At 70.7% G+C, this 24909-nt stretch carries 20 protein-coding genes and 2 tRNA genes; 18 read left to right on the plus strand and 4 right to left on the minus strand.

Annotated elements, in window-relative coordinates:
- Positions 1 to 92: 92 nt before the first annotated feature.
- Positions 93 to 482 carry a hypothetical protein gene (locus tag AB0230_RS11630; RefSeq protein WP_366375864.1) on the plus strand — a complete coding sequence of 130 codons (390 nt, stop codon included), beginning with the start codon at positions 93 to 95 and terminating at the stop codon, positions 480 to 482.
- Positions 479 to 835 (plus strand): SdpI family protein, encoded by a 357-nt coding sequence (locus AB0230_RS11635; protein WP_363391852.1) that lies wholly within the window; start codon positions 479 to 481, stop codon positions 833 to 835. The genes AB0230_RS11630 and AB0230_RS11635 overlap by 4 nt, the downstream gene beginning before the upstream one ends.
- A 36-nt stretch (positions 836 to 871) precedes the next feature.
- Here the strand turns inward: AB0230_RS11635 and AB0230_RS11640 are convergent.
- Positions 872 to 945: transfer RNA gene (locus tag AB0230_RS11640), tRNA-Gly, on the minus strand.
- 190 nt (positions 946 to 1135) lie between these two features.
- Between AB0230_RS11640 and AB0230_RS11645 the strand changes: the two genes are divergently transcribed.
- The 8 genes from AB0230_RS11645 (at position 1136) to AB0230_RS11680 (ending at position 7627) form a co-directional block, all read left to right on the plus strand.
- Positions 1136 to 1209 (plus strand) — tRNA-Pro (locus tag AB0230_RS11645).
- Between the two features lie 73 nt (positions 1210 to 1282).
- Positions 1283 to 2794: a trigger factor gene (gene tig / locus AB0230_RS11650; RefSeq protein ID WP_366375866.1), complete on the plus strand. Its 1512-nt coding sequence runs from the start codon at positions 1283 to 1285 to the stop codon at positions 2792 to 2794.
- Between the two features lie 199 nt (positions 2795 to 2993).
- Complete coding sequence (locus tag AB0230_RS11655) at positions 2994 to 3509, plus strand: tetratricopeptide repeat protein (RefSeq protein ID WP_363579194.1); 516 nt, start codon at positions 2994 to 2996, stop codon at positions 3507 to 3509.
- A 78-nt stretch (positions 3510 to 3587) separates the two neighbouring features.
- Positions 3588 to 4172 carry an ATP-dependent Clp protease proteolytic subunit gene (locus AB0230_RS11660; RefSeq protein WP_058231493.1) on the plus strand — a complete coding sequence of 195 codons (585 nt, stop codon included), beginning with the start codon at positions 3588 to 3590 and terminating at the stop codon, positions 4170 to 4172.
- A gap of 23 nt (positions 4173 to 4195) precedes the next feature.
- Positions 4196 to 4858 carry an ATP-dependent Clp protease proteolytic subunit gene (locus AB0230_RS11665; protein WP_315995588.1) on the plus strand — a complete coding sequence of 221 codons (663 nt, stop codon included), beginning with the start codon at positions 4196 to 4198 and terminating at the stop codon, positions 4856 to 4858.
- A gap of 261 nt (positions 4859 to 5119) precedes the next feature.
- Positions 5120 to 6388, plus strand: coding sequence for an ATP-dependent Clp protease ATP-binding subunit ClpX (gene clpX / locus AB0230_RS11670; protein WP_315995589.1), 1269 nt, complete (start codon positions 5120 to 5122; stop codon positions 6386 to 6388).
- Positions 6389 to 6429: 41 nt separating this feature from the next.
- Positions 6430 to 6963: a hypothetical protein gene (locus AB0230_RS11675; protein ID WP_366375869.1), complete on the plus strand. Its 534-nt coding sequence runs from the start codon at positions 6430 to 6432 to the stop codon at positions 6961 to 6963.
- Between the two features lie 154 nt (positions 6964 to 7117).
- Positions 7118 to 7627 (plus strand): GNAT family N-acetyltransferase, encoded by a 510-nt coding sequence (locus AB0230_RS11680; RefSeq protein ID WP_366375871.1) that lies wholly within the window; start codon positions 7118 to 7120, stop codon positions 7625 to 7627.
- 42 nt (positions 7628 to 7669) lie between these two features.
- Here AB0230_RS11680 and AB0230_RS11685 read toward each other — a convergent pair whose 3' ends face one another.
- From AB0230_RS11685 to valS, 3 genes are all read right to left on the minus strand, one after another.
- A complete protein-coding gene (locus AB0230_RS11685) occupies positions 7670 to 9718 on the minus strand; it encodes a M3 family metallopeptidase (RefSeq protein WP_366375873.1) in 2049 nt (682 codons plus the stop codon).
- 190 nt (positions 9719 to 9908) lie between these two features.
- The gene (locus tag AB0230_RS11690; protein WP_298872502.1) at positions 9909 to 10157 is read right to left on the minus strand and encodes a hypothetical protein; all 249 of its coding nucleotides are present in this window, start codon (positions 10155 to 10157) and stop codon (positions 9909 to 9911) included.
- Positions 10157 to 12727: a valine--tRNA ligase gene (gene valS / locus AB0230_RS11695; RefSeq protein ID WP_366375875.1), complete on the minus strand. Its 2571-nt coding sequence runs from the start codon at positions 12725 to 12727 to the stop codon at positions 10157 to 10159. The genes AB0230_RS11690 and valS overlap by 1 nt, the downstream gene beginning before the upstream one ends.
- A gap of 381 nt (positions 12728 to 13108) precedes the next feature.
- On the opposite strand from valS, the gene AB0230_RS11700 reads away from it, so the two are divergent.
- The 8 genes from AB0230_RS11700 (at position 13109) to AB0230_RS11735 (ending at position 24907) form a co-directional block, all read left to right on the plus strand.
- Complete coding sequence (locus AB0230_RS11700) at positions 13109 to 13957, plus strand: DUF559 domain-containing protein (RefSeq protein WP_366375877.1); 849 nt, start codon at positions 13109 to 13111, stop codon at positions 13955 to 13957.
- A gap of 386 nt (positions 13958 to 14343) precedes the next feature.
- Positions 14344 to 15957: an ABC transporter substrate-binding protein gene (locus AB0230_RS11705; protein ID WP_366375879.1), complete on the plus strand. Its 1614-nt coding sequence runs from the start codon at positions 14344 to 14346 to the stop codon at positions 15955 to 15957.
- A gap of 25 nt (positions 15958 to 15982) precedes the next feature.
- A complete protein-coding gene (locus AB0230_RS11710; RefSeq protein WP_366375881.1) occupies positions 15983 to 16960 on the plus strand; it encodes an ABC transporter permease in 978 nt (325 codons plus the stop codon).
- Entirely contained in the window at positions 16957 to 17787 is an 831-nt protein-coding gene (locus AB0230_RS11715) for an ABC transporter permease (RefSeq protein WP_315995598.1), read from the plus strand. The genes AB0230_RS11710 and AB0230_RS11715 overlap by 4 nt, the downstream gene beginning before the upstream one ends.
- Positions 17784 to 19331, plus strand: coding sequence for an ABC transporter ATP-binding protein (locus AB0230_RS11720; protein WP_366375883.1), 1548 nt, complete (start codon positions 17784 to 17786; stop codon positions 19329 to 19331). The genes AB0230_RS11715 and AB0230_RS11720 overlap by 4 nt, the downstream gene beginning before the upstream one ends.
- A 421-nt stretch (positions 19332 to 19752) precedes the next feature.
- Positions 19753 to 23148: an isoleucine--tRNA ligase gene (ileS, locus tag AB0230_RS11725; RefSeq protein ID WP_366375885.1), complete on the plus strand. Its 3396-nt coding sequence runs from the start codon at positions 19753 to 19755 to the stop codon at positions 23146 to 23148.
- The gene (locus AB0230_RS11730; protein WP_366375887.1) at positions 23145 to 24497 is read left to right on the plus strand and encodes a folylpolyglutamate synthase/dihydrofolate synthase family protein; all 1353 of its coding nucleotides are present in this window, start codon (positions 23145 to 23147) and stop codon (positions 24495 to 24497) included. Before ileS ends, AB0230_RS11730 begins: the two co-directional genes overlap by 4 nt.
- On the plus strand, positions 24494 to 24907 hold the full coding sequence (locus tag AB0230_RS11735) for a DUF4233 domain-containing protein (protein WP_315995602.1): 414 nt from the start codon (positions 24494 to 24496) through the stop codon (positions 24905 to 24907). Before AB0230_RS11730 ends, AB0230_RS11735 begins: the two co-directional genes overlap by 4 nt.
- The last annotated feature ends 2 nt before the right edge of the window (positions 24908 to 24909 follow it).

The raw sequence follows: 24909 nt of genomic DNA on the forward strand, positions 1-24909 counted from the left end.
CGGTGCGCAGTGAGCGCGGCCCGCTGTTTCGCTCGCCGTCCGCCACCCGCGATGGGTGGGCGTCGCGAGCGAGGCGTGCATAGGGTGGGGCGATGACCATCACCACTCTCGAGCCCGGTGAGGTCTTCGTCTTCGGGTCGAACGCGGCCGGCGCGCACGGCGGGGGAGCGGCCCGGTTCGCCCTCGATCGTTTCGGGGCCGTGTGGGGAGAGGGCGAGGGGCTGCAGGGTCGGTCCTACGCGATCGACACGATGTCGGGGCCGACCGTCTTCGAGGAGCAGGCGCGCCGATTCGTCGCGTTCGCCGCCGAGCACCCGGAACTGCGCTTCCTCCTCACCGAGGTGGGCTGCGGGATCGCGGGATACCACCCCGAGCAGGTGGCGCCGTTCTTCACGGGGGCCGGTCGCAACGTCGAACTGCCCGCGTCGTTCCGCCGCGTCCTGGCCCGCCGTGCCCCCGATGCCGAGGGAGAGGTCCCGTGATCATCGCCCTCAGCACCGCCGTCCCTCTGCTGATCGCCGGGGCGCTCATCGCATGGTTGGCCTACCGGTCCTCCCGCGGCACGCTGACCCGCAACCTCTGGATGGGCATCCGCACGACCTCCACGATGCGCAGCGACGAGGCGTGGCGGGTCGGTCACACCGCGGCCGTCGTACCGATGGCCGTGTCCGGGGCCGGTCTCATCGCGGCGGGAGCCGCGGCGGTCGTCGCGGGCGAGGACGCGGCTGTATGGACCGCGATGGCCGGCTGCGCGTGGGCGGTCGTGTGGCTTCTCGTCGCCGCGGTCGTGGCCGGGCGCGCGGTGGAACGGATGGATGCCGATACCGGGCGCTGATCGGAAGGAGCCGTGATCGTCGCAACGACGGGGGAGTGGAGGGGCTGACGAGAATCGAACTCGCATCATCTGTTTGGAAGACAGAGGCTTTACCACTAAGCTACAGCCCCGAATTCCGCCGCTCATGACGAGCCGCGGAGTCGGACTCGTCTACTGTACGACACGGCGCAGGCGGTCGCGAACGCACCCGGTCGACTCGGATGCCGATTTCGCCCCGCACCGCGAGAAAACCGGCGGTCCCAGGTCGATCGACTAGACTTTCCGAGGTCGTTTCGTCGAACGCGTTCGCGCGCGTCGCCCCGGGGCGTAGCTCAGCTTGGTAGAGCGCCCGCTTTGGGAGCGGGAGGCCGCAGGTTCAAATCCTGTCGCCCCGACGCAACGGCCCCACAGACCACAGGCCCACACGGCCCCCGCGTGCGCGCGGGCCACACGAGGAGAACACACCGCATGGTCAACAGCACCGTCGAGCAGCTCAGCCCCACCCGGGTCAAGCTCCACATCACGGTCTCGCCCGACGAGCTCAAGCCGAGCATCGCCCACGCCTACGAGCACATCGCCCGCGACGTGCAGATCCCCGGCTTCCGCAAGGGCAAGGTCCCCGCGCCGATCATCGACCAGCGCATGGGCCGCGGCGCCGTCATCGAGCACGCCGTCAACGAGGGTCTCGACGGGTTCTACCGTCAGGCCGTCGAGGCGCAGGACCTCCGCGTCATCGGCCGCCCGAGCGCCGAGATCGTCGAGCTCCCCGAGCTGAAGGACTTCTCCGGCGACCTCGTCGTCGATGTCGAGGTCGACGTGCGCCCCGAGTTCGAGCTGCCCGCGTACGACACCATCACGGTGACCGTCGACGCGGCATCCGCCGACGAGGCCGGCATCGACGCCGAGCTCGACCGCCTGCGCGCCCGCTTCGGCACGCTCGTCACCGTCGACCGTCCGGCCACCAGCGGCGACTTCGTCGAGCTCGACCTCGTCGCCACGATCGACGGCAACGAGATCGACCGCGCCGAGGGCGTGTCGTACGAGATCGGCTCCGGCGAGCTGCTCGAGGGCATCGACGAGGCGATCGAGTCGCTCACCGCCGACGAGCAGACCACCTTCCGCTCGAAGCTCGTCGGTGGCGAGCACGCCGGCGAAGAGGCCGAGGTCGCCGTCACCATCAAGGCCGTCAAGGAGCGCGAGCTCCCCGACGCCGACGACGACTTCGCCCAGATGGCGTCCGAGTTCGACACCATCGCCGAGCTCCGCGAGTCGCTCAGCGAGCGCGTGTCGCAGCAGGCCGTGTTCACGCAGGGTTCGGCCGCGCGCGACAAGTTCATCGACGCCCTCCTCGAGGCCGTCGAGATCCCCGTGCCCCCGCAGCTCATCGAGGACGAGGTGCACAACCACCTCGAGGGCGAGAACCGCCTCGAAGACGACGAGCACCGCGCCGAGGTCACCGAGGCGAGCGAGAAGCAGTTCCGCACGCAGATGGTGCTCGACAAGATCGCCGAGGACGCCAACGTCCAGGTGTCGCAGGACGAGCTGACGCAGTACCTCATCCAGTCGGCTGCGCAGTACAACATGGCGCCGCAGGACTTCGTCAACGCGCTGCAGCAGGGCAACCAGCTCCCCGCGCTCGTCGGCGAGGTGGCTCGCAACAAGGCCCTCGCGATCGCGCTCGGCAAGGTCACCGTCGTCGACACCGACGGCAAGCCCGTCGACCTGACCGGTTTCGTCGCCGTCGAGGGCGAAGAGCCCGTCGAGGGTGACGACGTCGCGGACGAGGCGCCGGCCGAGGAGGCCGCCGCTGAGGAGGCCCACGCGAAGGCTCCGGCCAAGAAGCGCGCCCCCGCGAAGAAGAAGGCCGACGCTGACGCGGCTCCCGCCGAGGAGGCCGCCGCTGAGGAGGCCCCCGCGAAGGCTCCCGCCAAGAAGCGCGCCCCGGCCAAGAAGAAGGCCGACGCCGCCGACGGCGAGTAAGTCATGACGGAGGGGGTGGATGTCACGGCATCCGCCCCCTTCTTCGTTCCCGGATTCCGGTGAGCGTCCCCGACACGCCCTCCAGCGCACCGCTCGCGCGTCGTGTCCAGACGCTCGACATCCGGATCACCGACCCCTGTTGAGTGTCCCGAACACGCCGCGCGTCCCGACGGTCAGAGGCGTGTCCTGGACACTCGACATGCCTGACGAGAGATGGATGCGACACATGGACGACTGGCAGAGCAGAGTGGATGCCGTCTGGGCAAATGATGCGCTCAGCCCCACCGAGGTGATCTCGCGGATCGACGAGCTCGCCGCCGAGCGACCCGACGACGATGCCGTGGCGCTCTTCGAACGGGCGGGAGCACGCGACTCGGCGGGCGTCGAGGACGAGGCCGAGGTGTTGTACCGTCGCGCGCTCGAGATCGGCCTCGACGACGAGCGCCGCACCCGCGCGACGATTCAGCTCGCCAGCACCATCCGCAACCTCGGCAAGACGGAGGAGGCGCTCGGGATGCTCCGGGCGGAGTACGAGCGCGAGCCGCGCGGGGAGCTGCACGACGCGGCTGCCGCCTTCTACGCCCTCGCGCTGGTGTCGAGCGGGGAGCCGGAGCGGGCGGCATCCGTCGCTCTCCAGGCCCTCGCGCCGCACCTGCCGCGCTATACCCGTTCCGTGACCGGATACGCGCGAGAAATCGCCGACGATCCGCGCTGATCCGCCCGCGGCGAACACGGCATCCCGCCCACGGACCCGCCGGTAGATTCGTTGCAGATCACCGGAAGAGGAGCACACATGCCCGAACCCCTTATGGCAACGAGCGTCTTCGACAGGCTGCTGAAGGACCGCATCATCTGGCTCGGTTCGGAGGTGCGCGACGAGAACGCGAACGAGATCTGCGCCAAGATCCTGCTGCTCGCGGCAGAGGACCCGCAGAAGGACATCTACCTCTACATCAACTCGCCCGGCGGCTCGATCACGGCCGGCATGGCGATCTACGACACGATGCAGTTCGTGCCGAACGACATCGTCACCGTCGGCATCGGCATGGCGGCGTCGATGGGCCAGCTGCTGCTGACCAGCGGCACCAAGGGCAAGCGCTACATCACGCCCAACGCGCGCGTGCTGCTGCACCAGCCCCACGGCGGCTTCGGCGGCACGTCGAGCGACATCCAGACGCAGGCGCAGCTCATCCTCGACATGAAGCGCCGCCTCGCCGAGATCACCGCGAACCAGACCGGCAAGAGCGTCGAGCAGATCAACGCCGACGGTGACCGCGACCGCTGGTTCACCGCTCAGGAGGCCCTCGAGTACGGCTTCGTCGACCACATGCGCGAGCACGCCACCGACGTCACCGGCGGCGGCGGAACCGCGGCCTGAGTCGAGAGGAAAAGGACACCGACATGAACATCCCCACCTTCGGCGGCGCAGCGGCCCACATGCCCTCGAGCCGCTACGTCCTTCCTCAGTTCGAGGAGCGCACGGCCTACGGCTACAAGCGCCAGGACCCCTACAACAAGCTGTTCGAGGACCGCGTCATCTTCCTGGGCGTCCAGGTCGACGACGCCTCGGCCGACGACGTCATGGCCCAGCTGCTCGTGCTCGAGTCGCAGGACCCCGACCGCGACATCATCATGTACATCAACTCGCCCGGCGGCTCGTTCACGGCCATGACGGCGATCTACGACACGATGCAGTACGTCTCGCCGCAGATCCAGACCGTGGTTCTCGGTCAGGCCGCGTCCGCGGCATCCGTGCTCCTGGCCGCCGGCGCGCCCGGCAAGCGTCTGGCCCTGCCGAACGCCCGCATCCTGATCCACCAGCCCGCCATGGGCGAGGCCGGTCACGGGCAGGCGTCCGACATCGAGATCCAGGCGCAGGAGATCCTCCGCATGCGCACCTGGCTCGAAGAGACGATGGCCCGCCACACCGGTCAGGACGTCTCGAAGGTCAACAAGGACATCGACCGCGACAAGATCCTCTCCGCCGCCGAGGCGATGGAGTACGGCATCGTCGACCAGGTGCTCACGACCCGCAAGCGTCAGCCCGCGGCCCTCACCGCCTGACACGCTCGCGACACGACGAAGCCCCGCAGACCCGTTTCGGTCTGCGGGGCTTCGTCGTGCGCGGTGAGCCCCGCGTGAGTCGCCGGAATTCGTCGCCCCCGGCGATGCGGGAGCGACAGATCCCGGCGAATCGCGCGGGGGAGGGAGGGTCCGCCGTCGGCGATTACGACACCGCCGGGCGCGCAAATGCCCTCGGATGTCGCGGGCTCGGGTTAGGCTCGGGTACACACCGGCGGGGGCCGGGTGACGGGAGGAACGGGCATGGCACGCATCGGTGAGAGCGCCGACCTGTTCAAGTGCTCCTTCTGCGGCAAGAGCCAGAAGCAGGTGCAGCAGCTGATCGCCGGTCCCGGCGTGTACATCTGCGACGAGTGCGTGGAGCTCTGCAACGAGATCATCGAAGAGCGCATGGCCGAGTCCTCGGCCGGCGAGGTCGCCGAATTCGACCTGCCCAAGCCGCGCGAGATCTTCTCCTTCCTCGAGGAGTACGTCGTCGGTCAGGAGCCCGCCAAGCGCGCCCTGGCCGTCGCCGTCTACAACCACTACAAGCGCGTCCGCGCGCACGGCACACTGCAGCCCGCCGAGGCGCGCGCCGAAGAGATCGACATCGCCAAGAGCAACATCCTGCTGCTGGGCCCCACGGGCTGCGGCAAGACCTACCTCGCCCAGACGCTCGCGAAGCGCCTCAACGTGCCGTTCGCGGTGGCGGATGCCACGGCCCTCACCGAGGCCGGCTACGTCGGTGAAGACGTCGAGAACATCCTCCTCAAGCTCCTCCAGGCCGCCGACTTCGACGTCAAGCGCGCCGAGCAGGGCATCATCTACATCGACGAGGTCGACAAGATCGCCCGCAAGGCCGAGAACCCCTCGATCACGCGCGACGTGTCGGGTGAGGGCGTGCAGCAGGCGCTCCTGAAGATCCTCGAGGGAACCGTCGCCTCGGTTCCGCCGCAGGGGGGCCGCAAGCACCCGCATCAGGAGTTCATCCAGATCGACACGACGAACGTGCTGTTCATCGTGGCCGGTGCCTTCGCGGGGCTCGAGGAGATCATCTCCGCTCGCGTCGGCAAGCACGGCGTCGGCTTCGGCGCTCCGCTGCAGCGTAAAGAGGACGCGCCCGATCTCTTCAGCGAGGCGCTGCCCGAAGACCTGCACAAGTTCGGTCTGATCCCCGAGTTCATCGGTCGTCTGCCCGTCGTGGCATCCGTCTCGCCGCTGGATCAGGACGCGCTGATGGAGATCCTCACCGCGCCCCGCAACGCCCTCGTCAAGCAGTACCAGCGCATGTTCGAGCTCGACGGCGTGCAGCTCGAGTTCGACGACGACGCGCTGCGCGCGATCGCCGACCTCGCGGTGGCCCGCAAGACGGGTGCGCGCGGTCTGCGCGCGATCCTCGAGGACGTGCTCGGCCCCATCATGTTCGACGTGCCCTCGGCCGACGACATCGCGAAGGTCGTCATCACCCGCGCGGCCGTCGAAGACGGAGCCCAGCCGACGATCGTGCTGGCGCAGAAGCGCCGCAGCGCCTGACCACTCCGCTCGTGTTCCACGGGCGCGGTGAGCGGCTGCGGGTGAGCCCTCTCGCCGTCGGGGGAGTGACGCGCGGGGCGCGGCTGGTTGTGCGTGACGATCCGGGGGCTGCGCTGTCGACTCTCGTCGACGCCCTGCGTGCCGAGAGGTTCGACGTCGGCGACGACCGCATGTCGCGGGCCCTGTCGGCGCGCGGGTCGGAGTGGATCGCGCAGGACGTGCGCATCGGGGATCCCTCCCCGACATGGTCGTCGGGGATCATGGATGCCGCGCTGCAGCACACCCCGCTCGCCTTCCTACCCGGGCTCCGCCGACGCGCCACCCCGACGGTCGTCGTCGCGAGCGCCCGCGCTCACGACGAAGGGGCGGAGCTCGTGGCGTTCTCGCACCCGACCCTGGTCGGCTGGACCACGACGAACGACGCGGCGCACCTCCTCACCGCTGCCCTCGACCGCGTCGAGGCGCAGTACGCGCCCGCGGGACTCCTGGTGACGCGAGAGGCCCTACGCGGCATCGCGAACGACGGAGCGCCCGCCTCGCAGCAGTTCGTCCGCGACGTGCTCGGCTGGCGCTGAGGTCCTCCGCTCCCGCGTCCGCGGTGCACCGGTGCGCGGACGCCGTCCGGCGGCCGGGCCGAGGAGCGCGCGGCCGGCGCGCCCACCCGACGGACGCCGAGCACCGTCCTGCACCCCGAGGCCAAAGAGGTTCCGAGGCGGGCAGGATGGAGGGATGCTGTCCGCTCTTGCTGTCCCCGTCGCCCTGTCGAGTCGAGCCGGGGAGGTGCAGCTGCGTCGGGCCGTTCCGGCCGACCTGTCCGGGCTGATGGTCCTTCTCGCGGATGATCCGATCAGTGCGGCACGCGGCGATCGCGGTGGCGATTCCGACGGCACGGCCTATGCGGCGGCGCTGCGAAGCGTGCTCGAGGCTCCGTTGAACGACCTCCTCGTCGTCGACGATGCGGAGGGCCGTCTCGTCGGCACCCTGCAGCTCACCGTCATCCCCGGCATGGCCCGACGCGGCGCCACCCGCCTGCTGGTGGAAGCCGTGCGCGTGGCCTCGACGGAACGCTCGGCGGGCATCGGCACGGCCGTGATGCAGTGGGTGATGCACGTGGCCGCACCGGCGACCGGCGCGAGCCTCGTGCAACTGACCTCCGACGCGGCGCGCGTGGATGCCCACCGGTTCTACACGCGTCTCGGCTTCGTCGACTCGCACATCGGGTTCAAGTACGCGCTCTGACCCGGCGTCCCCGGACGCCGGGAGCGGCCGCGCGCACCGACCTCAGCCGGCGAGACCGCGCCGCTCGAGGAGCGGCTGGATCTCGGCATCCCGACCCCGGAAATCGCGGTAGGCGGCGAGGGGATCGCCGGACCCACCGACCCCCAGCAGCCTCCGGCGGAAGCGGTCGCCGTTCGCGCGCGTGAGTCCGCCGTTCTCGCGGAACCACTCCACGGTGTCGGCGTCGAGCACCTCGCTCCAGATGTAGGAGTAGTACCCGGCGCTGTACCCGCCCGAGAACACGTGCGCGAAGTACGTCGAGGCGTAGCGGGTGGGCACGGCGGGGTTGTCGAGGCCGATGTCGGCGAGGGCTCGCGCCTCGAACTCCGCCACGTCGATGCCCGCCGAGGCCTGGTCGACCGAGAGGCCGTGCCACGCCTGGTCGATCCAGGACGCTGCGAGGTACTCGCTGGTCGCGAAGCCCTGGTTGAACGCCTCGGAGGCGTGCAGTCGTTCGACGACATCGGCGGGGAGCGGCTCGTCGGTGTCGATGTGGCGGGCGTAATTCGTGAGGATCTCGGGCCAGAGGATCCACATCTCGTTCACCTGGCTGGGGAACTCGACGAAGTCGCGGTAGACGGCCGTGCCGCCGAAGTGCGGATAGGTCACCGTCGCGAAGAGCCCGTGCAGGGCGTGGCCGAACTCGTGGAAGAGGGTGGTGACCTCGTCGAGCGTCAGCAGCGTCGGGGTTCCGGGAGCGGGCTTGTTCACGTTGAGGTTGTTGACCACCACCGGGGCCGTGCCGCGGAGCCGGGACTGCGTCACGATCGAGTTCATCCATGCGCCCCCGCGCTTGGTGTCGCGCGTGTACAGGTCGAGCAGGAACAGCCCGAGCTCGCCGCCGTCGGCGTTGTGCACCTCGAACACGCGCACGTCGGGGTGGTACCCCTGCAGGTCGTGGCGTTCGGTCATGCGGATGCCGTAGAGCTGCTCGGCGGCGAAGAACACGCCGTCGCGCAGCACGCGCTCGGCCTCGAACCACGGCCGAAGGGCCGCGCGATCGAGGTCGTACCGTTCGGCGCGCACCTTCTCGGTGTAGAACGCCCAGTCGTGGGCTTCGATGCGGATGCCGTCGGCATCCGCGATCTCCTGCAGGGCGTCCTGCTCGGAGCGTGCGTTGGCCGCTGCGGGGGCGGCGAGCCGTCGCAGCAGGTCGCGCGCGGCATCCGGAGATCCCGCCGTCTGATCCGCGAGGACGGCCGCCGCGTGCGAGGGGTAGCCGAGAACGGCGGCGCGCTCGGCGCGCAGACGCACGATCTCGCGGAGGACCCCGCGGTTGTCGTTGTCGTTGGCGCGCGCGGCGCGGGAGCGCGACGCCTCGAGCAGGCGGCGGCGGCTCTCACGATCCGTCAGCGAGGCGAGAAGCGGGTGCCCCGTGTACAGGGTGAGGGTGACGACGTAGCGGCCGTCGAGTCCGCGGCTGGTCGCTGCCTGAGCGGCGGCGGACAGCTCGCCGTCGCTGAGTCCGTCGAGTTCGGCGGCGGTGTCGAACGCCACGGCGAGGTCGTTCGTGTCGGCGAGGAGGTTCTTCTCGAAGGTGTTGGTGAGCACCGACAGTCTCTGATTGAGCTCGGTCAAGCGCTGCTTCTCGGCGTCGTCGAGGCCGGCGCCCGCGAGCGACATCTCGCGGTGGTACCGCTCGACGAGGTAGCGGCTCTCGGCGTCGAGATCGAGGTCGTCGAGCTGCGCGTGCACGGCGGCGACGCGGGCGAACAGCGCGGAGTCGAGCTGGATGGCGTCGCGGTGCGCCGACATGAGCGGAGCGAGCTCCTCTTCGACGGCCTGGATCTCCGCGGTGCCGTCAGCACCGGTGACGGTGTAGAACGTGCGGCTCACACGACCGAGCAGTTCGCCGCTGCGCTCGAGCGCGACGAGCGTGTTCTCGAAGGTCGGCGCATCGGACTGCGCGGTGATCGTGTCGATCTCGTCGCGCTGTGCGGCGAAGCCGGCCTGGAACGCGGGCAGGTAGTGCTCGACGCGGATGCTGCCGTAGGGCGGCAGATCGTAGGGGAGCGAGGGCGGCGCGAGGAGGGGATTGGGGGCATCCGTCATCGGTCCAGCCTAGGCGGCGTGCCGTCCGCGGTCACGGCCGCGGCTCCTCCGCGGCGACGGCATCGACGCGCTCAGCCACCCGGGGCGGAGGGTCCTGAGCCTGCCGAAGGGACCGGGACCTCTCGACGTCGAACGAGAGAGCCCGCCGTCCGCCCGGAGGCGGCGGCGGGCTCTCGCCGGCGACGACGGCTCAGGCGAACTCGGCGTCGTCGTCGTACCGCACGACGACCTCGCCCGAGGCCTCCTGCGAGACGATGACCCCCGTGTCGAGCTCGGCCACGGGGCGTCCTTCGAGGAAGGTCAGCGTCCACCGCGGCGCGGGGGCGCTCAGACCATCGGGGTTGAGCGCGGCCTCGACCGCGGCGATCTGGGCGTGCAACGCCTCGGGAACGGCCTTCGGCGGCTGCTCACGGGCGGTCCAGCGGGTTCCGAGCTGCATCAGGCCTCCTGGGGTGCGAACACGATGTCGGTGACGGTGGTGGTGTCGGCCTCGGCGAACGAGATCGTCTCGATGCGCCCGACCGCGCGCAGGTCGCCCTCGGCGAGACGCAGGGCCGCGACGTTCGGACCCGACACGATCAGCGAGGTGACCGGCGTCTTCTGCGAGGCCTTGGCCTCGGTCTTGGCGCGACGGATGCCGATGAGCGCGGCGCTCACCGCGGTCAGCACCGCGGGGTCACCCTCGATGCCGAGCGGCTCGGGCCAGGAGGCGGTGTGCACCGATCCCTCTTCGAACCACGACCACACCTCTTCGGACGCGAACGAGAGCACGGGGGCGAACAGGCGCACGAGCGTCGACAGGGCCGTTCGCAGCGCGAGGGCCGCCGAGGCCTGACCCACGTCGGTCTGGTCGTAGGCGCGCTCCTTGACGAGCTCGAGGTAGTCGTCGCAGAACGTCCAGAAGAACGACTCCGTGATCTCCAGAGCGCGTGCGTGGTCGTACGCCTCGAACGCGGCGGTGGCGTCGCGCACGACGGCATCCAGGGTCGCCAGCATCGACGCGTCGAGCGCGTGCGTGACCTGGGCCCCCTCGGGGACGGGGAACGACAGCACGAACTTGGCCGCGTTCAACAGCTTGATCGCGAGGCGCCGACCGATCTTCACCTGCGTGGGGTTCTGCGGGTCGAACGCCGCGTCGGTGCCGAGGCGGCTCGACGCCGACCAGTAGCGCACGGCGTCGGAGCCGTGCTGCTTGAGGATGTCGGCGGGCGTCACGACATTGCCCTTCGACTTCGACATCTTCTTGCGGTCGGGGTCGACGATGAAGCCCGAGATCGCGGCATCCGACCAGGGGCTCCGGTCGTCCTCGAGCGCGCTGCGCAGCATCGTGGAGAAGAGCCAGGTGCGGATGATGTCCTGACCCTGCGGGCGCAGGTCGAACGGCGAGACGAGGTTCCACAGCTCCTCGTCGCGCTGCCAGCCACCGGCGAGCTGCGGGGTGAGCGAGGACGTCGCCCACGTGTCGAGGATGTCGCGCTCGGCGTCGAAGCCGCCGGCGACGCCCCGCTGATCCTCCGTGTAGCCCGGGGGCACGTCGGTCGTCGGGTCGACGGGGAGCGAGGCGAGGTCGGGCGTGAGCACGCGCGAGTAGTCCCGCTCGCCGTTCTCGTCGAGGCCGTACCAGACGGGGATCGGCACGCCGAAGAACCGCTGGCGCGACACGAGCCAGTCGCCGGTGAGGCCGTTGGTCCAGTTCTCGAAGCGCACGCGCATGAAGTCCGGATGCCACGACATCTCGCGGCCGAGGGCCACCAGACGCTCGCGCAGCTCGGCATCCCGAGCGCCGTTGCGGATGTACCACTGGCGCGTCGACACGATCTCCAGCGGGCGGTCGCCCTTCTCGAAGAACTTCACGGGGTGGGTGAAGGGCTTGGGGGCGCCCTCCATGGCGTCGGACTCCTGCAGGAGCTCGACGATGCGCTTCTTGGCGCTGAACACCGTCTTGCCCGCGAGTTCCGCGTACGCCGTCTTCGCGGCATCCGTCACGATCACATCGGGGGCCTCGGCGACGATGCGACCGTCCTTGCCGATGATCGTGCGGTTCGGCAGGTCGAGCTCGCGCCACCAGATGATGTCGGTCACGTCGCCGAAGGTGCAGATCATGGCGATGCCCGATCCCTTGTCCTTCTGCGCGAGGGGGTGCGCGAGCACGGGCACCTCGACGTCGAACAGCGGGGTGCGCACCGTGGTGCCGAACAGCGGCTGGTAGCGCTCGTCATCCGGGTTCGCCACGAGCGCCACGCACGCCGGCAGCAGCTCGGGACGGGTGGTCTCGATGAACACGTCGCCCGAGCCGTCGGTCTTGGCGAAGCCGACGCGGTGGTAGGCGGCGGGCTGGTCGCGGTCCTCGAGCTCGGCCTGGGCGATCGCGGAGCGGAAGTCCACGTCCCACAGCGTGGGGGCGAGCGCCTGGTAGGCCTCGCCGCGCTCGATGTTGCGCAGGAACGCCAGCTGACTCGTGCGGATCGAGTCGTCCGAGATCGTGCGGTAGGTCTGGGTCCAGTCGACGCTGAGGCCCAGCTCGCGGAACAGCTCCTCGAACTGCTTCTCGTCTTCGATGGTGAGCTGCTCGCACAGCTCGATGAAGTTGCGGCGGCTGATGGGCACCTGGTCGGCGGCCTTGCTGCTCTTGTTGTCGCCGCCCGCGAACGGCGGGGTGAAGTCGGCGTCGTAGGGGAGCGAGGGGTCGCAGCGCACGCCGTAGTAGTTCTGCACGCGGCGCTCTGTCGGCAGGCCGTTGTCGTCCCAGCCCATCGGGTAGAACACCGTCTTGCCGCGCATGCGCTCGAAGCGCACCTTCACGTCGGTGTGCGTGAACGAGAACACGTGGCCGATGTGAAGGCTTCCGGATGCCGTCGGCGGCGGGGTGTCGACCGAGTACACGCCCTGACGGCCGGCCTCTGCGGCGCGCAGGCGGTCGAAGACGTACGTGCCGCGCTCGTTCCATGCGTCGTCCCACTTCTGCTCGAGGCCTTCCAGCGCGGGCTTGTCGGGAATGGTGGCAGCCATGGGGTACTCCTCGAGCGATATGGGCGGCACTGTGTGAGCGTGCCTGATGGGTGTGGGGTCCAGGATACCGGGGTCGCGGGCGGCACGTGGGTCTGCGGAGGGTGTGGCGGGAGCTGGCCGTGAACGAGACAGGGCCAGGGCGCTCCCGCCGCCGCCCTAGCGTTCGCGATCTGCCCAGCGTCAGTCGTGTTCGAGGTTCGGTGACTGAGCGGAGGCGGATTGCGAACGGGGAGCGGTGATAGGAGAGGGCGGACAGTGTCAATGCCTGCGGAGTGGACGGGAGATCGGGTTCGACAGTCGCTCGGCGACCCTTCCTCCCCAGGGCTTCGTGGTTCCACGGATCGTCCCATCGGCCCCGGTGGCTCTCCGCGAGCGGACACGATGGACGGTATGCACCCTCCGCCGACTCTTCGAATCGCCGATCGTGTGGCGCTGCTCGGCGGCGTCGCCCGCTCGACACGGCTCCTCGACGAGGGACACAGCAAGCATCACCTGGCCCGCGCGGTGGAGAAGGGACTGCTCTTCCGCGTGCAACGCAACTGGGTGGCCGTTCCGGGTGCGGATCCGCTTCTCGTCGCAGCGGCCCGTACGGGCGTCGTGCTGTCTTGCGTCACCGCGGCTCGGCGTCTGAAGCTCTGGATCGCAGAGTCGCCCGAGCTCCCGCATGTCGCGTACCGCGGGTCGGGTCGGGTGCGTGGGCCCGCAGCCGTCGTCCATTGGCAGCGACCGGTCGTCCCGAGGCATCCTGACGCCCTCGAAGACGGGGTGGAGAACGTGCTCATGACGGTCGCAGCGTGTCAGCCCTACGAACGGGCGCGAACGGTGTGGGACTCGGCGCTCAACCAGCGACTCATCGACGTGGAGGTTTTGCGGCGGCTGCCGTGGACGGGAGCGGCGCGGCGCCTCGCTCACGAGTCGTCGCCGTGGGCCGACTCCGGGCTCGAGACCATCTTCATCGTTCGGCTGCGGTGGTTGCATCTCCCCGTCCGCCTGCAGATCTGGATCGCGGGTCACCGCGTCGATGTGCTGATCGGCGAGCGTCTCGTGGTTCAGAAGGATGGCGCGCATCACGTCGGCGCACAACGGACTTCCGACATCGATCACGACGCGCAGCTCATGCTGATGGGCTATCACGTCATCCGAGTCGGGTACGCCCAGGTCATGCACCAGTGGGAGGACGTGCAGGAGCGGATCATGCACGCCGTCGCGCAAGGTCTGCACAAGGCCTGACGCACGGCCGACCGGGAGAGTGGTGGGCGCCGTCCTGGCGAGGGTCGAGGCCCGGTGCCGTCGCAGGGTCAGTTATCTGCCCTGAGGCGGGTGCCGTGGCAAGGAGGCGACTGATCGGGCGCCGATCACTGACCCCGGCCGGATCGCTGACGTGGGCCGGGGTCGAAGCTCGGTGCCTCTGCAGGCTCAGTGATCTGCTCCGGGTAAGTGCGGTGGCGGGGAGGCGACTGATCGGAGGCCGATCACTGACCCAGGGCAGACGACCGCACAACGGCCGATCGCCCCGCACGGGCAGATCGCGCGGCGCCGCAGCCGCCACTTTCCGCACCCGGTCCAGGAACACCGGTAGGCTGGAGGTTCCCCACCCGATACCTCGAGGTTTCGTCATGCCCTCTCAGCTTTCCCGCCGCGTCCTCTCGGCCGTGGCCGTCGGCGCGGTCGCCGCTCTGTCCCTCTCCGCCTGCGCCGGGTCCGACCCGGCGGCATCCGGTGACGGCGAGATCGTCTGGGCCATCGAGGGCGCGAACCTCTCGGCCGGCAAGATGGACCCGCAGACCAGCCAGCTCGACGTCACCGCGATGGTGCAGCGGGCCGTGCTCGACTCGCTCGTGTTCCAAGAGGCCGACGGATCGTTCTCGCCCTGGCTCGCCGAGTCGTGGGAGATCGAGGACGGCGGCGCGAGCTACCTCTTCCGCCTGCGCGACGACGTGACCTTCCACGACGGCACGCCCTTCGACGCGGCCGCGGTCAAGGCGAACTTCGACCGCATCGTCGACCCCGACACCGCCTCCGCCCAGGCCGCGAGCATGCTCGGCGGCGAGCTGTACGCGGGCACCGACGTCGTCGACGAGCACACCGTGCGCGTGCGGTTCACGCAGCCGTACGCGCCGTTCCTGCAGGCCGCGAGCACGGCGCTCCTCGGCTTCTACTCCCCGAAGGTGCTCGAGACCCAGGCCGACCAGCTCGCCGCGGGCGGTCCCGACGTCACCGTCGGCACGGGCCCCTTCGAGCTGACCGAGTACACGCCCGACCAGGACATCGTCTACACCCGCAACGACGACTACACCTGGGGTCCCGACGGCGCCGGCGCGCCGACCTTCAAGACGCTTCGCGTCGACATCCTCCCCGAGGCCTCGGTGCGGGTGGGGGCGCTCTCCAGCGGCCAGGCGGACGTCGTGACCAACCTGCCGCCGAACCTCGTGTCGCAGGTGCCGGCCGACGACACCGTCCAGTCGATCGCCTACCCGGGCCTGCCCTACTCGCTCTTCCTCAACGAGAAGTACGGTGTCTTCGCCGATCAGAAGGTGCGCCAGGCGTTCACCCGTGCGATCGACGTCGACACCGCCGTGAGCGAGATCTTCTTCGGCCAGTACCCTCGCGCGTGGAGCATCCTCGGCGCCACCACCCCCGGCTACGACGCGAGCCTCGAGAACTCGTGGCCCTTCGATCCGGCCGCCGCGAACGCCCTGCTCGACGAGGCCGGCTGGACCGGACGGGATGCCGACGGCATCCGCACCAAGGACGGCCAGCGCCTCACGGCCCGCTGGATCGCCTGGACCCCCGTGCCCGACGACCGCGCCGCGCTGGCCAACGCCGTGCAGAGCGACCTGAAGGCGGTGGGCTTCGACCTGCAGCGCGAGGTGCTCGAGCCGGGCGCGTACAACGAGCAGTACGGCCCGAAGACCTACGACGTCACCGACTGGGGCTTCTCCGGCGTCGACCCCGACCTGCTGCGCAGCCACCTCGCGACCGACGGGTTCCAGAACGCCTCGCAGGTGAGCGACCCGGCGATCGACGCCCTCCTCGAGCAGGGCGCCTCGACCACCGACACGGCCGCGCGCAACGACGTGTACGCCCAGGTGCAACAGTGGAACGCCGAGCACGCCGCGACCGTGCCCCTGTACAGCCCCACGCTGATCAGCGCCGTGCGCCCCGACGTCACCGGGCTGAGCTTCGACCTCTACGGTCGTCCGCTCTTCGCCACCGCCACGGTCGGCTGAGCGCCCCTGCGACGACGGATACCGGATGCCACGCTCTCGCCCGCGCGCGATCGTCACGCGCGTCGGCGGGCTCGTGGCATCCGTCGTCCTGGTCCTGTGGGGGGCGGCGACCCTGGCGTTCGTGGCCTTCCGCGTCATCCCGGGCGATCCCGTCGAGGTGATGCTCGGGCCGCAGGCGCAGGTGAGCGATGCGGTCAAGGCGGCGATGCGCAGCGATCTCGGCCTCGACCGCCCGGTGCTCGAGCAATATGCGGTGTTCCTCGGTCGCCTCGCCCGCGGCGACCTGGGCGAGTCGTACCAGCTGCGCCTGCCCGTGACCGAGGTGATCGGCCGGCAGCTCGGACCGACGCTGCAGCTCTCGGCGCTCGCCCTGGTGATCGCGCTGGTGCTGGCCCTGGCATCCGCTCTGCTCGTGCGCGGGCGGACGGGCCGGGCCGTGGCATCCGGAATCGAGCTCGTGGTGCTGTCGTCGCCGGTGTTCTGGACGGGGCTCGTGCTGCTCAGCGTGTTCTCGTTCCAGCTGGGGTGGTTCCCGGTGTCGGGGGCGCGGGACGGCGCCGCGATCGTGCTCCCCGCGGTGACGCTGGCCCTGCCCGTCGCGGCCCTGTTGTCGCAGGTGCTGCGCGACGGCGTCGAGGCGGCCGAGCGCGAACCGTTCCTGCTGACCGTGCGGGCCCGTGGCGCCGGGGCGGTGCGCGAGAGCGTGCACCACACGCTGCGGCACGCGGGCGTCGGGGGACTCACCCTCGCCGCCTACCTCGTCGGATCCCTGCTGGGCGGGGCGGTGCTGGTCGAGACCGTATTCGCCCGACCGGGCATCGGCCGCGTGACGCTCACCGCCATCACCGACCGCGACCTGCCCGTGATCACCGGGGTGATCCTGCTCAGCGCGCTCGTCTTCGTCGTGGTCAACACGATCGTCGACCTCGTCGTGCCCCTCATCGACCCGCGGCTGCGTTCCGCGGGACCTGCTCTGCGCACGCGGACGGCGGTGCCGTCGTGAGCGGTCGCGCGACGAGCCGCGCCGGACGAACGGCGGCGCTGGGCGCAGCGGGCGTCGTGCTCGCGGCCATCGCCCTCGCCGCCGTCGCGCCGACGCTGCTGGCGACCCATGACCCGCTGCTCACCGACGTGCGCTCCGCGTTGCAGCCGCCCAGCGCGGCGCACTGGTTCGGCACCGATCAGAGCGGCCGCGACGTCTACTCGCGCGTCGTGCACGGGGCGGGGCGCTCGGTCGGCATCGGCCTGCTCGCCACCACCCTGGCGCTCGCGGTCGGCGTCGTGGCGGGCTCGCTGTCGGCCGTGGCGCCGCGCTTCGTCGACGCGGCCACGATGCGTGTGGTCGACGTGCTGCTGGCCTTCCCCGAGTTCCTCGTGGCGCTGCTCGTGGTGGCGGTACTCGGTCCCGGCGCGGTCAACGTCGCGATCGCGGTGACGATCGCGGCGGTTCCGGTGTACGTGCGACTCGCGCGCGCGCAGACGCGCTCGCTCGCGGCGGCGGAGCACGTCGAAGCGGCGCGCCTCATCGGCGTTCCCGCCCCGGTGGTGCACGTGCGCCACGTGCTGCCGGGGGTGCTCGGTGCCGTCAGCGTGCTCGCGACCATCGGGATCGGGACGAGCATCCTCGCCGCCGCGGGGCTCAGCTTCCTGGGACTCGGTCCCACCGAGCCGACGCCGGAGTGGGGCCTCATGCTCTCCGCGGGGCGCAACCTCCTGCTGCAGGCCCCGTGGGTGGCGCTGTTCCCGGGGGTGGCGATCACCGCGACCGTGGTGAGCGTCAGCGTCATCGGCCGCATCCTCCGCGCACGGGTCGAGGAGCGGGGCGCATGAGCGGCGTGCGGGTGCGGGGCTTGCGCATCGACGGTCCGTCGGGCGCGATCGTCAGCGGTCTCGACCTCGACGTCGCTCCGGGGGAATGCGTCGCGATCGTCGGCGAGTCGGGCACCGGCAAATCGGTGAGCGCCCGGGCGCTGATGGGGCTCACACCGACGAACCTGCGAAGCACGGCCGACGAGCTCGAGATCGACGGCGTCGACGCGCGCGGCTTCGGCGAGAGGCAGTGGAGAGGGCTCCGCGGTCGTCGCATCGCACTGGTGTCGCAGGACGCCCTCGTCTCGCTCGATCCTCTGCGCCGCATCGGTGCCGAGGTCGCCGAGCCGGTCCGCATCCACGAGCCCGCGGTGCGCGGTGCCGCTCTCGCCACCCGGGTGCGCGACAGCCTCGAGCGCGTGGCGATGCCGGAGCCCGACGAGCGTGCGCGGCACTACCCGCACGAGCTGTCGGGGGGCCTTCGTCAGCGCGCGCTCATCGCCTCCGCGCTGGCGGCGCACCCCCCGGTGCTGGTCGCCGATGAACCCACGACGGCACTGGATGCCACCGTGCAGGCCCGCGTGCTGGGCCTGCTCCGCCGCATCGCCGACGACGGCGTGGCGGTCGTGTTCATCAGCCACGATCTCGGTGCGGTCGCCCGGGTCGCCGATCGCATCGTCGTCATGCACGAGGGACGCGTCATCGAGACCGGTGCGACGGCCGAAGTGCTGGCATCCCCTCGCGATCCGCACACGCGAGCGCTCGTGGCGGCGGTCTCGCACGAGCCGCTCGGCCGGGCCCCGCGCACCGACGAGCCCCTGGTGAGCGCCGAGGGCCTCGTCAAGCGTTTCGACGATCGCGTGGCGGTCGACGGCGTCTCGCTCGCGGTGCGCCGCGGGCGCACCCTCGCGGTGGTGGGGGAGTCGGGCTCGGGCAAGACGACCCTCGCCCGCATGATCGTGGGGGTGACGGATCCGGATGCCGGGTCGCTGCGCTTCGACGCCCGTCCCTGGTCATCGCGGGTCGCCGTCGGCGCCGCGCGCACGCGCGTGCAGCTGGTGCAGCAGAATCCGTGGGGCGCGCTCGACCCGCGATGGACGGTCGGACGAACCCTGATCGAGGCCGTCGCCGCCGGAGGGGTGCCGCGCAGGGGGCGCCGCGCCGCCGTCGCCGCGCTGCTGGACGAGGTCGGGCTCTCCCCGGGGTTCGTGCGCCGTCGTCCCGCGCAGCTTTCCGGCGGGCAGCGGCAGCGCGTGGCGATCGCTCGCGCCCTGGCGGTGTCGCCCGATCTTCTCGTGCTCGACGAGCCCGTGTCGGCCCTCGACGCCTCGGTGCGGGCGCGCATCCTCGACCGCCTCCTCGCGCTGCAGGCCGAGCGCGACCTCGCGATGGTGTTCATCACGCACGACCTCGACGTGGTCGCCGCGATCGCCGACGACGTCATCGTGATGAAGGACGGTCGAGTGGTCGACTCGGGCGCCGTCTCGTGCGTCTTCGCCGACCCCGGGCACCCCTTCACGCGCGAGCTGCTCGCCGCCGCCGGCCTGGGCCCCGCGGCATCCTGAGCCCGCTCCGGGTCGCCGGCCCCCGCAGCCGCTTCCCTTCCCGCGCGCCCGCCCCGCGGCCGCACGCCCTCCCGCACGCCGCGCCCGGGCCCGCCCCCGTCGAGCGTCGAGCGTCCACGACACGCCGCATCGCTCCGTGCCGTGCGGCGTGTCGTGGACACTCGACCTGGACGGCGTCCGGTGCGTCCTGACAACCGCCGCGTAAGACGCCCGGCTCGCGTAGAATGGGGGGAACGGCGTCGATCCGGCCATCACCGGGGAGCTCGTGGAAGAAACGGGTCCAGGCCCGGACTAGAACCGCGCGGGGCAGGCCCGTCATAGCCGCAGTGAGAGTGGCGCTCCGTCGCGGGGCGCAATGCAGGGTGGTACCGCGGTCCCTACAGGATCGTCCCGGCGAGCAGACCTCGACCCGCGGAGAGACATGACCTACCCTCGCCCCTCATCCTTCGGCCCCGCCGCTGACCTCAGCGCCGCGGAGACGGCATCCGTCGTCCCCAGCCCCCGCTTCCCGACCATCGAGCAGGACACGCTCGCGTTCTGGCGGAGCGACGACACCTTCCGTGCGTCGATCGCGAACCGCGAGGGCGCCGAGGAGTGGGTGTTCTACGACGGCCCGCCGTTCGCGAACGGCCTGCCGCACTACGGTCACCTGCTCACCGGCTACGCGAAGGACGTCTTCCCGCGCTTCCAGACCATGCGCGGCAAGAAGGTCGACCGCGTCTTCGGGTGGGATACCCACGGCCTGCCCGCCGAGCTCGAGGCGATGAAGCAGCTCGGCATCACCGAGAAGGACGAGATCGAGGCGATGGGCGTGGCGACCTTCAACGCCAAGGCCCGCGACTCGGTGCTCGAGTACACGCGCGAATGGCAGGACTACGTCACCCGCCAGGCCCGCTGGGTCGACTTCGAGCGCGGCTACAAGACGCTCGACACGACCTACATGGAGAGCGTCCTCTGGGCCTTCAAGACCCTGCACGACAAGGGCCTCGCGTACGAGGGCTACCGCGTGCTGCCGTACTGCTGGCGCGACGAGACGCCGCTGTCGACGCACGAGCTGCGCATGGACGACGACGTGTACAAGATGCGCCAGGACCCGTCGGTCACCGTGACGTTCCCGCTCGTCGGTGCCAAGGCCGAGGCCCTGGGCCTCACGGGTGTGCGCGCCCTGGCATGGACGACGACGCCGTGGACGCTGCCGACGAACCTCGCGCTCGCGGTGGGTCCCGGCATCCGGTACGCGGTCGTCGAGGGCGGACCCCACGGCGCCGCCGACGTGCACCGGGCTCCCGACGGCACGGCCGACGAAGCTTTCGAAGCGGTCGCGCACCGCTACCTGCTGGCCGAGGACCTGCTGCCGAACTACGCCAAAGACCTGGGCTACGAGAGCCCGGATGCCGCCCGCGCGGCCGTGCAGACCACGATCCTGGGCGCGGAGCTGGACGGCGTGTCGTACGACCGCCTCTTCGACTACTACGCCGACGCCGAGACGTGGGGCACGCAGAACGCGTGGAAGATCCTCGTCGACGACTACGTCACCGTCTCCGACGGCACCGGTATCGTGCACCAGGCTCCGGCCTACGGTGAGGACGACAAGCGTCTCGCGGATGCCGCGGGCCTGCCGACCATCATCTCGCTCGACGACGGCGGCCGGTTCCTCGCGGCGGTCACCGACGTCGCGGGGGAGCTCTGGATGGAGGCCAACCGGCCCCTCATCCGCTTGCTCACGCAGGCCGGCCGCCTGCTGCGCGAGGCGTCGTACGAGCACTCGTACCCGCACTGCTGGCGCTGCCGGAACCCCCTGATCTACAAGGCCGTGTCGAGCTGGTTCGTGCGCGTGACCGACATCAAGGACGATCTGCTGGCGAACAACCAGCAGATCACCTGGGTGCCCGAGAACGTCAAGGAGGGGCAGTTCGGCAAGTGGCTCGAGGGTGCGCGCGACTGGTCGATCAGCCGCAACCGCTACTGGGGTTCGCCGATCCCGGTGTGGAAGAGCGACGACCCGAACCACCCGCGCGTCGACGTGTACGGCTCGCTCGCCGACATGGAGGCCGACTTCGGCCGCCTCCCGCGCAACGCCGACGGCGAGGTGGATCTTCACCGTCCCTACATCGACGATCTGACGCGCCCGAACCCCGACGACCCGACGGGTGAGTCGACGATGCGCCGCATCGAAGACGTCCTCGACGTCTGGTTCGACTCGGGTTCGATGCCGTTCGCGCAGGTGCACTACCCGTTCGAGAACCACGAGTGGTTCGACGAGCATGCCCCCGCCGACTTCATCGTCGAGTACATCGGACAGACCCGCGGCTGGTTCTACGTCATGCACGTCCTGTCGACCGCGCTCTTCGACCGCCCGGCCTACACGGGCGTGTCGTGCCACGGCATCGTGCTCGGCAACGACGGGCAGAAGATGTCGAAGTCGCTGCGCAACTACCCCGACGTCCGCGAGGTCTTCGACCGCGACGGCTCGGATGCCATGCGGTGGTTCCTCATGTCGTCGAGCGTGCTGCGCGGGGGGAACCTCGTCGTCACCGAGGAGGGCATCCGCTCGGGCGTGCGCGAGTTCCTGCTGCCGCTGTGGAACGCGTGGTACTTCTTCGCGACCTACGCGAATGCGTCAGGCACTGAGGGGTACACCGCCGAGTGGCGCACCGACTCGACCGACGTGCTCGACCGGTACATCCTCGCGCTCACCGGCGACCTCGTGACGAACGTCGCGGCCGATCTCGAGGGCCTCGACTCCACGACCGCTGCCGAGCGCCTGCGCGACTTCGCCGAGGTGCTGACGAACTGGTACATCCGCCGCTCGCGCGACCGCTTCTGGGTCGGCGTGACCGACGACCCGACGAGCCGCGAGGCCTTCGACACGCTCTACACCGTGCTCGAGACGCTCACCCGCGTCGCCGCCCCGCTCATCCCGCTCGTGTCGGAGCGCGTGTGGCAGGGGCTCACCGGCGGGCGCAGCGTGCACCTGACCGACTGGCCCGACGCCTCGGCGTTCCCCGCGGCGGAAGACATCCGCACTGCGATGGACACCGTCCGCGAGGTCTCCAGCGTCGCCAACGCCCTGCGCAAGAAGGAGGGCAAGCGCGTGCGCCTGCCGCTTCCGCGTCTGACGGTGGTGACCCCGGATGCCGCGGGCCTCGCGCAATTCGACGACATCCTGCGCGAGGAGCTCAACGTGAAGAGCGTCGAGCAGGTCGCGCTGCAGGACGGCACCGCCGCCGAGTACGGGATCACGCACCGCCTGTCGGTCAACGCGCGCGCCGCGGGGCCGCGCCTGGGCAAGCAGGTGCAGCAGGCGATCAAGGCCGCCCGCGAGGGCGACTGGAGGGAGGTCGACGGACAGGTCGTCGCCGGCGGCATCCCGCTCGAGCCCGCCGAGTACGACCTGGTCGTCGAGACGGCGGGCCGGCCGGAGGGCGAGGCGCTCGCCGTCCTCGCCGGCGGTGGTTTCGTGCTGCTCGACACCGTCACCACCCCCGAGCTCGAGGCCGAGGGCCTGGCGCGCGACATGATCCGCGGCATCCAGGACACCCGCAAGGCCGCCGGCTTCGACGTGAGCGACCGCATCTTCCTGTCGCTGACGTTCGTCGAGGACGCCGACGCGCAGGCGGTGGCACAGGCGTTCGACGCCGCGGGCGTGGCATCCGAGACGCTCGCCGAGGCCGTCGTGCTGGCGGGACCCGAGGGCCGGCTCATCGAGCACGGCTCCGCCCTGCCCGCCGAGTACGAGACGCAGATCGCCGCGAAGACCTACGCGAACATCGGTGCCGTCACGGTCGCCGTCGCGCGGATCGGAGCGTCCGCATGAGCGACCGCACCCGGGCCGACGCCGTCTACAGCGCGCTCCTCGAGCGCCAGGGCGAGCAGTGGGTGCAGCCGCGTGTCGAGCGCACGCGCCGCGTGCTCGAGCTGCTCGCCGACCCCCAGCGCACCTACCGCGTCATCCACGTGACCGGCACGAACGGCAAGACCTCGACCAGCCGCATGATCGAGAGCCTGCTGCGCGCGATGGGCCTGCGCACCGGCCTGTTCACCAGCCCCCACCTCGAGCGCTTCACCGAGCGCATCCTCATCGACGGCGAACCCGTGGCGGATGCCGCGATCGCCGACGCGTGGGACGAGATCCAGCCGTTCGTCGACATGGTGGATGCCGAGCTCTCGGCATCCGACGACGCTCCGCTGACCTTCTTCGAGCTCCTCACCGTGCTCGCCTTCGTCGTGGCGGCGGACGCCCCGATCGATGTGCTCGTGCTCGAGGTCGGCATGGGCGGCGAGTGGGATTCCACCAACACCGCCGACGGAGACGTGGCGGTGTTCACCCCGATCGACATCGACCACGCGGACCGCCTCGGGTCGACGATCGCCGAGATCGCGACCGTCAAGGCCGGGATCATCAAGCCCGGTGCGGCGGTCGTCACGGCCGCCCAACCGCCCGAGGCGCTGCGGGCCATCCGCGCGCGCGCCGAGAAGGAGGGCGCCACCGTCTCCGTGGCGGGCGACGGCTTCGCCCTCGAAGACCAGACCCTGGCCGTCGGCGGGCAGCAGGTGTCGATCCGCGGCGTGGCCGGGAGCTACCGCGAGGTGTACCTCCCGCTCTACGGGGCCCACCAGGGCGCCAACGCCGCCCTCGCCGTCGCCGCGGTCGAGTCGCTCATCGGCGGGGGAGAGCAACCGCTCAACGCCGACGTCGTGGCCGACGGCCTCGGCAACGCGACCTCGCCGGGCCGCCTGCAGCTCCTCGGTACCGCGCCGACCGTGTTCGTCGACGCCGCCCACAACCCGCACGGCGCCCGCGCCCTGGTCGCGGCGTTGAAAGAGTCGTTCGACATCGACGAGTGGGGCGCCGTGGTCGGCATCCTGGAGGGGAAGGATGCCGCGGGCATCATGACGACGCTCGCCCCGGCCGTCGCCCGGGTCTTCGCCACCGCGCCCGACAGCGACCGCGCGACCGATCCCGATGCGATCGCCGATGTCGCCGAGGCCGCCGGCCTGCCGGTGACGGTGCACCCGACGCTCGAGGACGCCGCCGACGCGGCGCGCTCCTGGGCCGTCGAGTCGGACCGACGGGCTGTCGTGATCGCCGGGTCCGTCGTTCTCGCGGGAGAGGCTCTGCGCCTGTCGGAACTCGAGGACTGGAAGGCCGGGTGGCAGGGATGAGCCCGCGCGAACCGCGTGCCCCGCGGCCCCGTCGTCAGCGCGGCGCGCAGGAGTCGCTCGGCGCGGTGGTCCTCGGCTTCGAGTCGATCATCGTCTTCCTCGGCGGTCTCGTGGTCTACGGCCTCAAGGTGCTTCCGTTCGGCATCGAGCCGTGGTGGGGGATCGTCGGCGGTGTCGTCCTCGCCGTCGCCATGGTCGCGGTCTCGGGCTCGTTGCGGCACCGCTGGGCGCTGTTCGCCGGGTGGGGGCTGCAGGTGCTCCTCCTGCTCGGGGGGTTCCTGGTTCCGGCCCTCGCCGTGGTCGCTCTCATTTTCGGCGGCATGTGGGCGTATGCGACGATCAAGGGAGCGGCCCTCGATCGTGCGAACGCGCGGCGGGCCGCCGACCCCGACCTCTCGAACGGAGAATGACC

The sequence above is a fragment of the Microbacterium sp. NPDC089190 genome (assembly GCF_040701795.1).
GTDB classification, from domain to species: Bacteria; Actinomycetota; Actinomycetes; order Actinomycetales; family Microbacteriaceae; genus Microbacterium; species Microbacterium galbum.